Origin of the sequence: Rheinheimera baltica, from assembly GCF_030731985.1 — a bacterium.
Lineage (GTDB): Bacteria > Pseudomonadota > Gammaproteobacteria > Enterobacterales > Alteromonadaceae > Alishewanella > Alishewanella baltica.
This window is the reverse complement of record NZ_JAPJDY010000005.1, coordinates 162430-178850: the sequence shown is the minus strand read 5'-3', so window position 1 is coordinate 178850 and position 16421 is coordinate 162430. Positions and strand designations below refer to the sequence as shown.

The 16421-nt window shown below is 45.9% G+C and carries 16 protein-coding genes; 14 read left to right on the top strand and 2 right to left on the bottom strand.

Translation table 11 applies throughout. The annotated features are described in order from the left end of the window. Positions 1–60: 60 nt before the first annotated feature. Entirely contained in the window at positions 61–1617 is a 1557-nt protein-coding gene (locus tag ORJ00_RS10200; RefSeq protein WP_306139790.1) for a peptide MFS transporter, read from the bottom strand. 145 nt (positions 1618–1762) lie between these two features. After that, complete coding sequence (locus tag ORJ00_RS10195; RefSeq protein WP_306139789.1) at positions 1763–2068, bottom strand: DUF6170 family protein; 306 nt, start codon at positions 2066–2068, stop codon at positions 1763–1765. Positions 2069–2171: 103 nt separating this feature from the next. Between ORJ00_RS10195 and wecB the strand changes: the two genes are divergently transcribed. From wecB to ORJ00_RS10125, 14 genes are all read left to right on the top strand, one after another. Beyond that, positions 2172–3308 carry a non-hydrolyzing UDP-N-acetylglucosamine 2-epimerase gene (wecB, locus tag ORJ00_RS10190; RefSeq protein WP_027672744.1) on the top strand — a complete coding sequence of 379 codons (1137 nt, stop codon included), beginning with the start codon at positions 2172–2174 and terminating at the stop codon, positions 3306–3308. A gap of 17 nt (positions 3309–3325) precedes the next feature. Next, positions 3326–4330: an SDR family oxidoreductase gene (locus tag ORJ00_RS10185; RefSeq protein ID WP_306139788.1), complete on the top strand. Its 1005-nt coding sequence runs from the start codon at positions 3326–3328 to the stop codon at positions 4328–4330. 46 nt (positions 4331–4376) lie between these two features. After that, positions 4377–5654: a Vi polysaccharide biosynthesis UDP-N-acetylglucosamine C-6 dehydrogenase TviB gene (gene tviB, locus ORJ00_RS10180; protein WP_306139787.1), complete on the top strand. Its 1278-nt coding sequence runs from the start codon at positions 4377–4379 to the stop codon at positions 5652–5654. Between the two features lie 172 nt (positions 5655–5826). Continuing rightward, positions 5827–8622 (top strand): SLBB domain-containing protein, encoded by a 2796-nt coding sequence (locus ORJ00_RS10175; RefSeq protein ID WP_306139786.1) that lies wholly within the window; start codon positions 5827–5829, stop codon positions 8620–8622. Between the two features lie 29 nt (positions 8623–8651). Next, the gene (gene gspG, locus ORJ00_RS10170) at positions 8652–9074 is read left to right on the top strand and encodes a type II secretion system major pseudopilin GspG (RefSeq protein ID WP_240474959.1); all 423 of its coding nucleotides are present in this window, start codon (positions 8652–8654) and stop codon (positions 9072–9074) included. Positions 9075–9085: 11 nt separating this feature from the next. After that, positions 9086–10783 (top strand): GspE/PulE family protein, encoded by a 1698-nt coding sequence (locus tag ORJ00_RS10165; protein ID WP_306139785.1) that lies wholly within the window; start codon positions 9086–9088, stop codon positions 10781–10783. After that, positions 10783–11973, top strand: coding sequence for a type II secretion system F family protein (locus ORJ00_RS10160; protein ID WP_027672750.1), 1191 nt, complete (start codon positions 10783–10785; stop codon positions 11971–11973). Before ORJ00_RS10165 ends, ORJ00_RS10160 begins: the two co-directional genes overlap by 1 nt. Continuing rightward, on the top strand, positions 11960–12379 hold the full coding sequence (locus ORJ00_RS10155; RefSeq protein WP_027672751.1) for a pilus assembly FimT family protein: 420 nt from the start codon (positions 11960–11962) through the stop codon (positions 12377–12379). Before ORJ00_RS10160 ends, ORJ00_RS10155 begins: the two co-directional genes overlap by 14 nt. Further along, the gene (locus ORJ00_RS10150) at positions 12348–12734 is read left to right on the top strand and encodes a PulJ/GspJ family protein (protein ID WP_027672752.1); all 387 of its coding nucleotides are present in this window, start codon (positions 12348–12350) and stop codon (positions 12732–12734) included. Before ORJ00_RS10155 ends, ORJ00_RS10150 begins: the two co-directional genes overlap by 32 nt. After that, the gene (locus ORJ00_RS10145; protein WP_306139784.1) at positions 12731–13423 is read left to right on the top strand and encodes a PulJ/GspJ family protein; all 693 of its coding nucleotides are present in this window, start codon (positions 12731–12733) and stop codon (positions 13421–13423) included. Before ORJ00_RS10150 ends, ORJ00_RS10145 begins: the two co-directional genes overlap by 4 nt. Continuing rightward, positions 13407–14297, top strand: a complete 891-nt coding sequence (locus tag ORJ00_RS10140) for a type II secretion system minor pseudopilin (protein ID WP_306139783.1) — start codon at positions 13407–13409, stop codon at positions 14295–14297. The genes ORJ00_RS10145 and ORJ00_RS10140 overlap by 17 nt, the downstream gene beginning before the upstream one ends. Further along, the gene (locus ORJ00_RS10135) at positions 14297–15376 is read left to right on the top strand and encodes a PilN domain-containing protein (RefSeq protein WP_306139782.1); all 1080 of its coding nucleotides are present in this window, start codon (positions 14297–14299) and stop codon (positions 15374–15376) included. The genes ORJ00_RS10140 and ORJ00_RS10135 overlap by 1 nt, the downstream gene beginning before the upstream one ends. Then, positions 15363–15911 (top strand): hypothetical protein, encoded by a 549-nt coding sequence (locus ORJ00_RS10130; RefSeq protein WP_306139781.1) that lies wholly within the window; start codon positions 15363–15365, stop codon positions 15909–15911. The genes ORJ00_RS10135 and ORJ00_RS10130 overlap by 14 nt, the downstream gene beginning before the upstream one ends. Next, a complete protein-coding gene (locus ORJ00_RS10125; protein ID WP_027672757.1) occupies positions 15908–16414 on the top strand; it encodes a hypothetical protein in 507 nt (168 codons plus the stop codon). Before ORJ00_RS10130 ends, ORJ00_RS10125 begins: the two co-directional genes overlap by 4 nt. Positions 16415–16421: the final 7 nt, after the last annotated feature.

Below are 16421 nucleotides of genomic sequence, written 5' to 3'. Positions count from 1 at the left end.
TAGTTAGTCGAGTAATAAAAAAGGTCAGCATTTGCTGACCTTTTTACTTTTAGTGTTAACTTAATGCACGCCGTGCATCCGCTTTTTCAGCCATGGGCTAATCAGCAACATAAACACACCAAAACCAACGCCAACGTAGAACAAGAAGCTAAACAACTCGGTGTAAGCACCCAGCGCTTGCGTCACGTTAGCAACTTCGCCTGCATTGGTATCAATAGCCGCTAATTTGGCTAACTGTGTTGCCAGGAGTTCTGAATACGCAGTGGCAAGGAACCATGCGCCCATCATTACGCCAACCACCTTAGGTACGGCTAACTTCGTTACGGCAGACAAGCCCACAGGAGACAAGCATAGCTCACCCATAGTATGTAGTGCATAAGCCAGAATTAACCACCAGGCAGCCACAAAACCCGCTTCGTTAGGATGTGTCGCGCCATAAACCAGTGCACCAAAACCTAAACCTGCCTGAATAATACCCAAGGCAAATTTTACCGGCGTGCTTGGCTCCAGCTTACGTTTAGCTAGTGCAATCCACAGCCAGGCAAACAGAGGCGCCAGCGTAATAATAAAGAATGCGTTGAGTGAACCAAACTGTCCTGCAGTCGCTTCATATCCAAATACGTTTCTATCTAAAACGCGGTCGGCATACAGTGTCATTGATGACGCTGATTGTTCAAACAATGCCCAAAACACCACGGTAGACATCGTCAGCACAATTAGAACGATCATTCTGTCACGTTCTTCTTTAGTACATTGCGTAGTAATAAACCAAATAATACCGACGAGTACTATAAAAGACATGCCCAGCAAAGTGGTGTGCACAACGGGGTTGTATTGAACCAGCTGCCACATAATAGCTAAGGCAGGCAGGGTGGCTAAGTAAATAAACCACTCTTTATTTATGCCAGCAAACACTTTTTCTTTTAACAGTGCAGGATTCGAAGGTTCAGCATAACCGTACAGGTATTTCTGGCCGGTTAAAAACACCACTAAACCAATAACCATACCAATACCGGCCAAACCAAATCCGTAGCCCCAGCCATAAGTTTCACCTAAATAGGTTACTGACAAGGTCGCGATAAATGAGCCCAGGTTAATACCCATATAAAAAATGGTAAAACCAGAGTCACGGCGTGCGTCTTCTTTGCCATACAGCTGACCTACGATGGTTGAAATATTCGGCTTTAAAAAGCCCACACCCATAATAATCAGTGCCAGTGAGAAGTAAAACACCTGTATCGCTTGGGTATCCTGCACTACAACACCATTTTCGGTGTAGGCTTGAAAGCCTTCATAGGCTAAGCCTAAGTGCCCAAGACACAACAATATTGCACCAAAAGTGACAGCCTTTCGCATACCTAAATAGCGGTCAGCCAACATGCCGCCAATAACTGGCATGGCATACACTAAGCCTGCATAGCTGCCTAATACGTCTAAGCCGCCAGCGTCGCTAAACAAGTGATACTTTGTTAAATAGAGTAACAGCAGGTATTTCATGCCGTAGAACGAAAAGCGTTCCCACATTTCAGTGAGAAAGCACACATAGAGCCCGACCGGATGGCCGAGAAATTGCGGTTGGTTGGCAGGCGCCACCGCAATAGTGCTGGATTCTGTCATGGATTCCCCAATTTTATTAGAATATATGCCCGGCATGCGTATGCACCAAGCTGAGCCGATTATGCAGATGAAACGCCATGTTGTCACCCACCCTCGTATTACAATGGCGCTTTAATAAGCATAAAAGCATTAAATTAATGCTGGTCTAACCTTGTTGGGGAAAAAATTGTTGCCGTACCTTAACAAAATAACGCCGGCTTAAGGCAAAAGTCAGAGGGCGCATAATAAGTGGATACAACACCACCAGTAACGCGGCGTAAGCGGCAATGTCCCAGCCGGTGCTACGGGCAATGAGCAAAAATAAGGGGATCAGGATCAGTAGCTTTACAATATTAAGGGTAATTTTTGTTGGTACCGGCAGCATGTCGGTAGCACGGCGGATCACGTCCATGCGCTCTGCAAAGTTCAAGCCGGCTAATTCGGGAATGTTTTTACTATTAAAAAATAACATCGTTAAATCCTGTAGTTCAGCAAGGCGCAGTTTACCTTTTCGCTCTATCGCTTTAAAAGGGCTTTTGGTAAGCTTTACGGCATTAGTGCAATAAGGATCTGCAATGATTAAAGTTCTTAGTGTGTTTGGCACCCGACCAGAAGCGATAAAGATGGCTCCACTGGTAAACCTGCTTAAACAACAAGCAGATATCGATAGCCGGGTGTGTGTAACGGGGCAGCATCGTGAAATGCTAGACCAGGTATTACATCTATTTGATATCGAACCAGAATATGACCTGGCCATTATGAAAGCCGGGCAAGATCTATACGACGTTACCACCAGTATTTTGCTCAACATTAAACCGGTGTTACGTGATTTTAAACCGGATGTTGTGTTGGTGCACGGTGACACCAGCACCACCTTTGCGGCGGCATTGGCCTGCTATTATGAAAAAATTGCCGTCGGGCATGTTGAAGCGGGCTTACGTACCGGCAATATTTATAGCCCCTGGCCAGAAGAAGCTAATCGCAAGCTAACTGGTGCCATTACACGCTTTCATTTTGCGCCAACGACTACCTCAGAACAAAACTTGCTAAAAGAGCAGGTAGATCCGGCGCATATTTTTGTGACCGGCAATACCGTTATTGATGCGCTGTTGGAAGTGGTTGCTAAAATAGAGTCTGATCAGGTACTCAGTGACAATTTCGCCAAACAATTTCCTTTTGGCCAAGATGGTCGCAGGTTAATACTGGTAACCGGGCATCGTCGTGAGAGTTTTGGTAGCGGTTTTGAAAATATTTGCGCTGCGTTAAAGCACATTGCCCAGCAGTTTCCAGATTGCGATATCGTTTATCCGGTGCATTTAAACCCGAATGTACGTGAGCCGGTATACCGTTTGTTGTCTGATGCCAGCAATGTACATTTAATAGCGCCACAGGATTATCTGCCGTTTGTGTACCTTATGAGCCGCAGCACGCTGGTACTGACAGACTCTGGCGGTATTCAGGAAGAAGCACCTTCTTTAGGCAAACCGGTATTGGTGATGCGAGATACCACAGAGCGGCCGGAGGCAGTGCTAGCCGGCACAGTAAAACTGGTGGGCACCGATACCCAGTCCTTAGTAAATGAAGTGACTAAGTTACTGACTGACAAAGCGTATTACGATAGTATGAGCTTCGCACATAATCCGTATGGAGACGGCAAAGCCTGTCAGCGAATTATTGATGCTATTAGAACAAATGCTAGCGTAGTTCAATGACAAACAGAGCGGGGAATATGGATATTCTACAACACCTAAGTGCTAAACCTAAACGCTGGCTCATTACCGGTTGTGCTGGTTTTATTGGCTCCAACCTTTTGGAAACATTGCTAAAAGCTAACCAAATAGTTGTTGGGCTAGACAACTTTGCCACGGGTCATCAACGTAATCTTGATGAAGTACAGCAACTGGTAAGCCCACAGCAGTGGGCTAATTTTAGCTTTTTTAACGCAGATATTCGTACACTAGCAGACTGCCAGCTGGCGTGTAGTGGCGTTGATTATGTGCTGCATCAAGCGGCATTGGGGTCGGTACCTCGTTCAATCAACGATCCTATTACCACTAATGACACCAACATTAGCGGTTTTTTGAACATGTTAGTGGCTGCGCGTGACGCTGGTGTTAAACGGTTTGTCTATGCGGCGTCCAGCTCTACCTATGGTGATCATCCCGCGCTGCCTAAAATGGAAGCGAACATTGGCAAACCCTTATCACCTTATGCCGTTACTAAATACGTCAACGAACTGTATGCCGATGTATTTTCCCGCTGTTACGGTTTTCACAGCATTGGGCTGCGGTATTTTAATGTCTTCGGCCCGCGGCAAGACCCCAACGGCGCTTACGCTGCAGTTATCCCGAAATGGACTGCCGCCATGATTGCCAATCAGGCTGTGGTGATAAACGGCGATGGTGAAACCAGCCGTGATTTTTGCTTTATCGCCAATGCCGTGCAAGCCAATATTCGTGCCGCATTGGCCAATATCGAGCAAAGCGATGTGTTTAATGTGGCGCTTGGCGATCGCACGACCCTTAATGAGCTGTTTAACGCAATTAAACAAGGCCTGGCAGATAATAACGTGACATACGATCAGGCCCCACAATATGGCGATTTTCGCGCTGGTGATGTGCGCCACTCTCAAGCGGATATCAGTAAAGCCAGAGAGACGCTGGGCTATGACCCATTTTACCGTATTCACGATGGCATAAAACTGGCCATGCCATGGTATATTCAACAGCGCTAACCTGACAACTTACAACAACGTAAATGGACTTACACAGGATTTAAGTATGAAAAATATTGCAGACAGTCAAATTGCCGTGATTGGCTTAGGCTATGTAGGTTTGCCGCTTGCCGTTGAATTTGGCAAGCACTATCCAACCATTGGCTTTGATATCAATAAAGCTCGGATTAATGAATTAAATCAGGGCCAGGATCACACGCTCGAAGTCAGTGTTGACGAGCTTAAACTTGCCGACAAGCTGCAGTATAGCTGTGAGCTTGACACTTTACGTCAAGCCAATGTGTTTATTGTCACAGTGCCAACACCCATAGATAAACATCGCCAACCCGATTTAACACCGTTGATTAAAGCCTCGGAAACGTTAGGCAAGGTGCTAAAAGCGGGCGATGTCGTTATTTATGAATCAACTGTTTATCCGGGGGCGACAGAGGAAGACTGTATACCGGTTATCGAACGGATATCAGGTCTAACTTACAATGTAGACTTCTTCGCGGGTTACAGCCCAGAGCGTATTAACCCGGGTGATAAAGAGCATCGTGTAACCACTATTAAAAAAGTCACCTCTGGCTCAACGCCTGAGATTGCTGACTTTGTTGATGCATTGTACGGTAGCATTATTACCGCTGGCACGTATAAAGCCAGCTCTATTCGGGTGGCTGAAGCAGCTAAGGTGATAGAAAATACCCAGCGCGATTTAAATATTGCACTGATAAACGAACTAGCTGTGATTTTTAACAAGTTAGGTATTGATACCGAAGAAGTACTACTGGCAGCCGGCACCAAATGGAACTTTTTACCGTTTAGGCCAGGCTTGGTTGGCGGCCATTGTATTGGTGTTGACCCTTATTATCTAACGCACAAAGCACAGGCCATTGGCTACAACCCGGAAGTTATTCTGGCGGGTCGTCGTATTAACGATAGCATGGGCCGCTATGTAGTTAGTGAGCTGGTTAAGGTAATGATCAAGCGCAAAATTCAGGTAAGTGGTGCCAAGGTACTGATGATGGGCCTAACCTTTAAAGAAAACTGCCCGGATATTCGTAATACCAAGGTTGTCGATATGTTAGCTGAGCTCAACGAATACGGGGTACACGCCGAAGTATTTGACCCTTGGGTAGATGCTGATGAAGCCCAGCATGAATATGGCATTACGCCAATTTCAAGCGTTGAAACCGGCGTTTATGATGCCGTAATACTTGCCGTAGGCCACCAACAATTTCGGCAAATGGGCCCAGAGGGTTTACGGGCTTTGTGTAAGCCAAATGGCATTATTTACGACTTAAAATACTTGTTGCCAATAACAGCAAGTGACATAAGATTGTAACCGTTTATTTTCTATCCATAACCGGGTTTATAACACCTGGTTATGGTATCAGACTGCATAATACTGTCGATAAAAGGGTAAAAAAACGGTAGAGTAGCGCCTTAATTATGTCGTTGAACCACGTTATCTTCCCAAGACAACACGCCAGACAGCAGGATCACGGAGCTTGAATGTGAAAAGAGTATTTTTGTTGCTGACTTTAGTTGCGGCATTGTTTTGTATTGAGGCAGCAGCACAAGTTATGTCGCCATCTCCGGCGATGTTAGAGCAGCTTAAAAAGTTGCCGCGTGCTGAGCAAGAAAAAATAGCCCGTCAGTACGGTGTAAACCTAGACGCCCTTAATGTGGCAACTTCTGCCAATGCAACTGCAGATAATAACAATCAGCCTTTAGAGCCGCAAACACAACGTGTCAATAACCGGAAAACTGAACAGCCAGATTTAGAGCAGGATAGTGCAAAAGTCGAGCGTTTTGGTATGGCCATGTTTGATGAGCAAAAAAGCAATTTTGTTTTGCCATCGTCTATGCCAGTACCTGACAGCTATCAGTTAGGCGCCGATGACACCTTACTATTGCAGCTTTACGGTAAGGTAAATCAGCAGTATGAACTTATGGTGAGTCGCGAAGGCGATGTGCATATCCCTGAGCTTGGCAATATTTTAGTTGCGGGGTTAACCTTTCCAGAAGTTAAGCTGCTGATTAAAGATCGCATTAGCCAAGCCATGTTAGGCGTTAATGTCGCAGTGAGTATGGGCAAGCTGCGAACCATCAATGTGTTTATTGCCGGTGAAGCCAAGTATCCTGGAACCTATAATTTATCTGCGCTGTCCAGTGTTACCCAAGCGTTGTTTGCTGCAGGTGGTGTTAGCGATATAGGGAGTTTGCGGCAAATTCAGGTTAGGCGGCAGGGTAATCTGGTTGCCGAGTTTGACCTATATGCTTTGCTGTTACAGGGCAATGCTGCCGGCGACATTCTACTGCAACATGGTGACGTGGTTTTTGTCACGACATTAGCCGGTATGGTGCAGGTTGAAGGAGAAATTCGACGTCCGGCGCTGTTCGAGATTAAACAGGGGGAAACCGTTGCAGACGTATTGGCGATGGCCGGTGGTATTAAAGCCGATGCCTACGCCAATGCTGCCATATTGGAGCGGTTAAATGCTCAACGTCAGCGCGAGTTACTGGATCTTAATCTAACGACAAAGCAAGACCTTAACCGCGCCGTTAAACCAGGCGATTTTCTTAAAGTTAATGCGGTCTCGCCCAGAGTAAACAACCAAATTGCTTTATTAGGTGCTGTAGTTCGCCCAGGCACTTATGCTTATCAGTCAGGTATGCGGATTAGCGATCTTATTCGTTCGTTGTGGGGAGATTTACACGCTAGTGCCGATCCAGATTATGCGTTAATTTTGCGTCAGCCTAATCTGGCTGAACCCGAGTTTACCGTATTGCAATTTAGCGTGAGTTCAGCGCTTGGAGCCACGGGTTCGGCAGCTGATGTGGCATTGGCACCGGGCGATAAAGTATTGGTGTTTAATTACGCTAATGATACGTATCAACGCCAGGAAATAAATCGCTATTTTGCTAAACAATATCTTAAGCATCAGCAGTCAGCACAGCAAAATATCGGCAGCATGCAAGACTTTAACCTGTTGGTAGAGCAAGTGTTGTCGGACACATCATTACAACAGGGCAAACAAGCGTCTTTTATCGCCGACATCAAAATTCGCGATAACCTGTCAGCTAGCCAGCTAGTTGAACGAAAACCCGATTTTACGCCGCTGTCTATCGAAGAATTGCGTTATGAACAACAAGATTGGTTAAAGGGAACGTTTGAGGATTTTCTGAGTCAGACGCTGCACGATAAAGCGTTAATGCAACTGACACCGCACCTGACAAGACGAGAGTTGCTTTATCCGGTGTTAGTGCAGCTAAAAAAACAAGCCAGAAATGGCAAACAGCCTAATGTAGTCAGTATAACTGGTGACGTTATCGTGCCAGGTGAGTATCCCTTGGCGGAAAATACCGATTTAAACCGGCTAATTATTGCTGCTGGCGGTGTTAAAGCCTCAGCAAATTTACAGCGGGCTGAACTTACTCGCTACTGGCGCGATAACACGTTAAATGAGCCTTTAGAGGTGACGCATCTGGATGTGTCATTAGCTGACGTGCTAAATGGCAGTGAAGTTGTCACTTTGCAAAGCCGGGATAATGTAAACGTATTTGCCCGTGCGGATTGGAATCAAGCACGTATTGTTGAGATCCGTGGCGAAGTGAGTTTCCCCGGGCGTTATCCTGTGCGAAACGGAGAGACATTATCGTCAGTCATTGCGCGCGCAGGGGGCTTGAATAACGGCGCTTTTATCGAGGGTGCAGTCTTTACCCGTGAGATGATTAAAGAGCGCGAAAAACTGCAAATGAATAAACTGGCTGAGCAACTAAAAGCCGATGTTGCCACCCGTGCTTTGTCGGCAGAGAAAAGTCTGGTTAATCCGGCCGATGCGATTGCGATGGTGAACGAGTTACAGAAGCAAGAGCCTGTTGGCCGTTTTGTGGTTGATTTGCCCGCCATAGTGTCTGGTAATGATAGCGCCGACCTGGAAGTAGAGCATGGCGATATACTCTATGTACCACGTAAAAATACCGCAATTACTGTGGTAGGCGAAGTACAACATGCTAGCAGTCATCGCTTCAAAGACGGTATGAGTCTGGAATATTATCTGGAACAAGCGGGTGGGTTTCGTAAACGTGCCGATGAAAGCGGTATTTATGTTATCCGCGCTGATGGCTCGGTCATGTTGCCATCCAGTAATCGTTGGTTTGCGGTAACGAGTGAGCAATTAACACCTGGTGATACCATCGTTGTGCCACTGGATACCGAATATAAAGACAGCCTGAGTTTGTGGACCCAGGTAACGCAAATTTTCTATCAGAGTGCTGTCGCGCTGGCCGCTATCAGTTCACTGTAGTAAACGATGTAAATATCACAGGAGTTAATGTGTTTATTAAGCAAGCTAATACAAAAACAAAGCATAGCGGTTTTACCCTGATAGAACTGCTGATTGTAATGGTGATACTGGGCTTACTGGCGTCATTGGTTGCGCCAGAAATGTTTTCTAAAGTGGATTCGTCACAACGTAAAACCGCGGTTGCGCAAATGCAAATGTTACAAACTGCACTGTCAGCGCACCGGCTGGATACCGGTACCTATCCGGCGGATTTAAATGGCTTGCGCCAGTCAGACAATACCCGTTGGGACGGCCCGTATTTGCCTAAAAACGTGCCGTTAGACCCTTGGGGCAATGCCTATGTTTATCGCTTTCCTGGCTCTGGTGAAATACAACCTTATGATTTATTTAGCTATGGTGCAGATGGCAGAGAAGGCGGTGAAGAACTCAACGCTGATATTTTCGTCGAATAACAGGGCGAATTATGTCAAGTTCAGTCTCATCAACACCTAATACGGCACTTAACGGTGGCATTGCCGCTTATTTGCGTGGTCGCGAAATCATCAGTGATGAGCAGCTACAACGCGCGTTAGACTATCGCCGTCAGTTAGGTGGCCGTGTTGAGCATATACTGGTTAACCTTGGCGTTATGCAGCAAGAAGAGCTGGCACCTGTCTATGCTGGCTATTTGGATTTACCCCTATATGTGCACGATGCTACCAGTGTAAGTTTGCCAGTTGGTTTTTTTGCCCAGCTTGATTTAGAGCAGGCAATAAAGCATAAGGCCTTGCCGTTTAAACAAGACGATAGTCGTATTTGCCTGGCAGTCACCGACCCATTCCATCTACCGCTATACGATTTTTGGGGTCGTTACTTTGACGACGTTCAGGTTAGCGTGTGTCGTCAGGCTGATTTTGATGCGCTGCGGGTGTTTTTACAGGCAGAGCAAAGCCAGGACGTGCATGGTGAAGGACAAAGCCTTAATGAATTAGAGCGCTTGCGTGAGCTGGCTTTTGGCGCGCCAACCGTTAATCTGGTAAACAACCTTATTGTGCGCGGTATAAAACTGCGTGCATCTGATATGCATTTAGAGCCATTGGCGGGACGTTACCGTGTAAGGTATCGTGTTGATGGTATGTTGCACGCCGGTGATACTATTCCAATGGACTTGCAGCTAGGCGTTGTCTCAAGGATAAAAATACTCTCTGGTATGGATATCGCAGAACGACGTAAACCACAAGATGGCAAGATTGAAACCAGTGTTGCCGGCAAAGCACTGGATATACGGGTGTCGTCATTGCCGCTGGGTGAAGGTGAAAGTGTGGTAATGCGTTTTCTGGTAAAAGACGCAGTACGGTTTGATCTTAAAGCCGTTGGCTACGAGCAGGATTTAATCGATCATATTAGTAAAGATCTTACCCGTACTACCGGGGTCATCCTAATGACCGGACCGACTGGTTCGGGTAAAACTACCAGCCTGTACTCATTTTTATCGCAGTTAAATCAGCCACACGTAAAAATTATTACGCTTGAAGATCCTATCGAATATCAGTTGGATGGTATCAATCAGGTTCAGGTAAACTCAGACATTGGTTTTGACTTTGCCCGTGGTTTACGCAGTATTGTGCGGCAAGATCCCGATATCATCATGGTGGGTGAGATTCGCGACCATGAAACTGCCCGTATTGCCATGCAGTCTTCATTAACCGGTCACTTAGTATTTAGCACCGTGCATACCAATGATGCCCCCACCACCTTTACCCGTTTACTCGATTTAGGTGTAGAAGAGTTTTTGCTTAATGCCACGGTCATTTCGGTTATGGCACAGCGTTTAGTTAGAACGCTATGCTCACATTGTAAAGCCCCCGAACCCGATCAAAGCCGTTTGCTTCAGCTAACCGAATTTAAACAACTCCTTCCCGTGTTAGAGGGTGAGGTTAATATGTGCCGCGCGGTAGGCTGCGAAAAATGCGGAGGTTCAGGTTACTTTGGCCGGATGGCCATTTTAGAATATTTGCCCAATAACGAAGAAATACAAAGTTACCCTAAAGATCAGCGGTTTATGCCATTGGTAAATAGTTATCGGCAAAAACATAACCTGCGCACCTTAAAGCAGGATGGCTTGCTTAAAGTGCTAAAAGGCACAACAACGCTAGATGAAGTGATACGGGTAGCGGGCTAATGCAAATTTGGCAATATGAAGCGCTGGACACAAATGGTGGCCGTGTTAAAGGCAGGGTGAAAGCACAGTCTAAAGTTGCCGCCTTGCTGGCGGTAAGCCAGCAGCAGCTCACCCCCCTAACGGTTGCACCGCTGCAGGTTGCTGATGGTTTCTTTAAACGTATATCCGCCTCAGAGCTGGAACAATTAACCTCAGAGTTGTCTATTTTGCTGCGTAACGGGGTGCAGTTGGACAGAGCGCTGGAAATGATGGCGCAGGCTAACCCCAATGCCACCATTGCCGCCTTGCTGGCTGATTTAACCGAGCAAGTTCGAGCCGGTACGCCGCTGTATCAGGCCTTTAGCCGTTATAGCCGGTATTTTGACAACCTGTATTGTGAGATGGTGCGTATAGGCGAAGAGTCAGGCAAACTGGCCGAAACATTAGAGCGGTTAACACAAAACCTAAAATTCCAAAATGAACTCCGTAGCAAGGTAACGCAAGCATTGGTTTATCCGGGCTTTATTCTGGCGGTTTGTTTGGTGTCATTATTTGCCATTTTTAACTTTATTGTTCCCAGCATGGAAGGCTTGTTTAGTAGCCGGGATGATTTGCCTGCCTATACGGCGTTTTTATTATCTTCCAGCGCTTTTGTGCGTGAAAATCAGATGATTATCCTCGGAGTATTTGTAGCCTTTATTTTGTTAGTGCTGAGCAGTAGCCGCAAGCCCTGGTTTCGTAAAATGCTGTTAGCGGTCGCGGTTAAAACACCGCTTATTAGCAAGGGGCTACTACTGAGCGAACGTATTCGTTTCGTTTCTGCCATGCAACTAATGCTGCAAAGTGGGCTTCCACTATCGCAATCCCTGCACTTTGCACAAGGTGTGTTTGTTAACCCTGCTTTTAGTTTACAAGTACGGCGGGTTAAAGACGATATCGGCCATGGAAAAATGCTGTCGCAGTCTTTAGCCAGCACCGATTTGCTTGAGCCGGTAATGATGTCGCTGATTAAAGTGGGCGAGGAAAGCGGCAAACTCGAAACGGTGTTTGCAGAAATTAACCTGCGAGCCCGCTGGCGCTTTGAACAATGGGCGTTGAAGCTGACCAGTATGTTAGAGCCGTTACTTATTATTATTATGGGCGGCCTGGTAGGGTCCGTTGTTGTCACCATGCTGCTTAGTATAGTTTCAACCTCTGATGTCCCGTTGTAGCCGCTCGCATGCTGCGGGCTTTACGCTGATAGAGCTGCTTATTGTCATGGTTATAATGTCAACGACGCTGGCATTAATTATCCCTTTCACAGCAGAGCAAGTTGATAAGCAGCAGCAACAAGTAGAGCGGCAAAAGATAATCTTGTTTTTGCAACGCGCCCGACAGCTGGCATTTTTTAAAAGTGAAGATGTCACACTGACCTTTGCCGGTAAGCAAATTGAAGCAAAAACAGCAGATACTCAAGTTAGTTTTGCGTTGGAATATGTCAGTTTTACCGAAGAAAAACAGCTGGTTTTTAGTCCCGGATATCAGCGAGCGGAAATTGAGCTGGCTGCGGTCATTAATTACAATCGATGGACATTGCAATTAGCAAATGAAGAAACACGCTGGCTTAACGTTAATTGAAGTACTGATTGCCGGTTTGTTGCTGGCAATGGCACTGGGTGTAGCCTCAGTTGTATTTCAACAGAATGACCTGCAGCAGCGTCAGGCTGAGCGTATTCTGTTGCGTGCGTCGCAACTGGATTCCGTGGTTAATCGCATTCGCTATGAGTTACAACAAGGCGCAGTGCAGGGAGAGTGGACTTTGTCAGATATGCCTTATGCATGGCAGGCTAAAGTTATCCGCAGTGCGGCTGTCGCTGGTGCTTATGATGCGGAGTCTGGCGGTTTGACTGAGACAAATCAACAAAAAAGCCTGTATCAGGTAGATGTAAGCAGTGGCGACAACCCCTTATATAGCTTTCAGTTAACCCTATGACAACACGCAACGGCTTTACCCTAATAGAAATGTTAGTATCGCTGGTTATCCTTACCAGTATTATGCTTTTATCTTCAGAGGCTTATCGCTATTTTGTTGTGCAACTTAATCAGCGTCAGGATAGTTTTAATACCGTGTCGGAACACTTTAAGCGCTTAAAGTGGTTGCAGCACCAAATAGCCTCTACCAGCATGTATTATGTCACTACTGTTGAGGGTAAAAAGCAGTTGCTGTTTAGTGGCAGTAAAAACACATTATTGTGGGTAAGTACCACATCGGTAACAAAACCTGGTACGGGGTCTGTGTCAGCTATGGCTATCGAAGATGGTCATCTACGTTACTGTGAAAAAGTACTCGATGAGACGTTTCTTACAAAAGCCAATATTAGCCAGCAGGATGTATGTAGCGAATTTTCACTGAATATTGTTCCTGCTACAGCATTAACACTGGAATACTATGGATGGCTCGATTTAACCGCACAATTGTCTCAAAATCCAATTAACCCGGTAATGAACGCGGCAAGTACTGCCACGTGGCAGGATAAATATTACAGCAGTGAAACCGGCACCTTACCGGGTCTAATTAAAATGACCGTAAAAAACGATACTTCCAGTCAAGAATACTGGGTGCAACTCCACGGCCTAGATCCGGCAAAAGCAGGGTATTTTAATAATGCAAGCAGCGGTTAAACAACGCGGTGTCGCGCTGATATTGGTGTTAATGCTTACCGGTGTGTTATCAGCGGTGGTCATTTTACAGCAATACCGGCTTAAGCATCGGTTGCAACAGGCGGAGCAGATATCGTCCTACATCACAGCGCAGTTAAAGGTCGTCAGTGCCCGAGAGCAGTTAGTTTATGCCCTTAGCACCAGTGGGCTATGGTTTTATGGCAGTCAGCCCAATGTCATTACGCAAGCCGGCATGCCGCCGGAGTTTAATTTTTATGGCAGCCAATTTACGCTTGATGAGGTACAGGTTCGTATTACCGATAGCTCAGGTATGGTATCGTTATTGCCGTTTGAACCAGAGAGCTGGTCCACGGTGTTTAAATATGCGGGTGCGGCTGATCCACAGCGCCTGACGGATGAGCTTGCGGACTGGATTGATCCCGATGATTTTATTCATCTTAATGGCGCCGAACGTTTCGAGTACAAGCAAGATGGCTGGCCCCGAAACGATATACCGCAAAGTATTGATGAAATTGCTATGCTACGCAGCATGACACCCCAGCTTTGGCAGCGTGTAAAAAAACATATTGTTTATATTGGTGCCGGGCGGTTAAATCCAGTATTTGCTCCCGACGGTATGTTGCCGCTGCTGTATGGTGAAGAGCGAGCTGAAATGAAGCGAAGCGAACGTCAGCAAGGTGAAGTACAAAGCGAAGCTTTAGGGGGGGGGACGGGCTCAGAACCTTATCCGTCAAGGAATCTCTATATTCAGCTTAGTAGCCGCAACGAGCAAGCCGCGTACAAAGAGTCTTTCCTGTTGGTCAGAGGCGTAGGAACACCAGAATTTAGTTATATCACGGCCTACAGGTCGGGTTATGGGGATAGTGAATTTTAATGAAACACATGATAGCCAGGCATTTTAGTGCACAGTGGCTTAAAGATGCACAGCCAAAGAGCAAACGTTGGACGTTCAAGGTTATTTATCTTGCAAAATCAGATTATGTTGAAATCAGTAAAAGTATTAAAGCAAACTGGACGGAGCTGCTTTATATCTTAAAAAACGAACTGGCGATGCATCAACTGCAGTATGAAAAAGTGCTGTGGCGTATTCAGCGCAAGCCAGATCATACCTTTCGCTTGCAGTTTGTCTGTATCTCACAACAGGCCTTGCAAGCTTATCAGGGGCAATTCGTTTTGCTGTATCCTGAAACCTGGCTTGCTAAGCAATGTTTACAACCTGAACAGCTTTATCTCATCGATTCTAGTGATAAATACTGGGCCTATGTTGCAGCAGATGGCACTGCACACTTTACCGATAAAAAAGGGCTAATGGTTAACCCTGAGCATTTTTTATCTGCTATCGGTGCCACTGACGACAAGGCAGAAACGTCAGCTCAGGTGTTAAATATTAAGCAAGTAACCCTGGAACAGCCGATATTGCCAAAGTGGTATGACTGGGCAGGTATGCTTTACTATCGTGCACCGGCAAGGCAGTTTTCAGTTACGGGTTGGAAACCTTATCTACTGCTGGGCCTGACATTAAGCGTAATCTATGCGGTAGTGCTTAGTGCTGGCTTGGCCTTATATCGCGATCATCTCAAAGAAGATGTTGCACAGCGTCAGCAAGATGCAGAAGTCGTGTTATTGCAACGCCAAAAAACCGAAGATTTAGTTGCGTTAGTGAGTCGCTATACCCCATTGTTAGAAGGTTCAGCCAAATACAGTAACCTGCTGATGTTTTTATCAGAGCAGTTGCCTGCAGGCACAGAGTTACGTCGTAGTCAGTTAAACGAAAATGTTGCGGTTATTCAGGGAATAGCCCCCTCTGCGACTGAGGTGTTAGCACAGCTGGGTAATTCGCCACTCATCACTGAAGCCCGTTTTGACCGACCAGTGCAAGCTGAGAGGGACGCAGAGTCTTTTACCATCTCATTTATTTTTAACTCGTTGGAGGTCAAGGATGCAGGAAATTAAACCTTGGCATAAGTTGTCTCTGCTCGTTATTGCCATAATGGTGTTGTTAAAGTTTGTGCTGTTGCCTTGGCAGCAATGGTTGCTAAATAACGCTGAGCAAATCGCTTACTATAAAGGTTTGCAGAGCAAATTGCAGAACACCCAACTGCGTGCTGACACGTTAAAGCAACAAAATGAGGTTATTGTCGCTGATTATCAGCAACTGATGACAAAATTGCTGCCAGCCAGCAGCGATAACAACATTGATGTGCTGCGCTACGTGGAAAGTAAAGCAAAACAATATCATTTAAAAATTAATAACCGTGCCGTGGGTGATTTGCAGCAAGCGCCACTTCCTGCTTTGCCTATTACAATTACACTGCAGGGCCATCCTGAAATGATATTGGCGTATTTACAAGATGTCGAAACAGGGACTCCAAAGGTAGTTATCAGCAACATGTCAATCATAAAACCGGGCTTGAGTGTGCAGTTCGTCAACATGCGTTTAGACGCTATCGTGCTGCTCGCACCTGCTGAAGGAGAAACGGCCATATGATTAAACTATTTTTTTCCCGCGTCATTTTACTTTTTTTAGCCGCGTTGGTATTGCATGCATTTACGATTATGTCAGCGCTTATACCAGATAAAAATGCCACTTCAGCTGATGGGGTAGACTATAGCAGCCCGTCTTCAGCACCGCTTGCACGTAGGGATTTTGACGCGATACAATTTGCTAATGTGTTTAATATTAAGCCGTTTGTGCAACCAGAGGTGGTAGCTGCACCACAAAACAGTCCGCAAGACATTTTGGCAGAACAATTAAAATTGTTGGCAGTAACTTTTAACGGTACGGAATTTCAAGCGGTAGTTGCCGTGCAACAGCGTGACAAATCAGACATTAAAACGGTCAAAGTAGACGACACTGTTGCCGATTTTAAGGTTACCGAGATTACTAAGTTCCAGATACTTTTGACAACAAACAAAAATGAATTAGTGCAATTGGATTTATTTAAATCGGTTGCAAATGCGCAGCGCCTTAGCCAGATTAAAGAAAATTAAAGGTTAG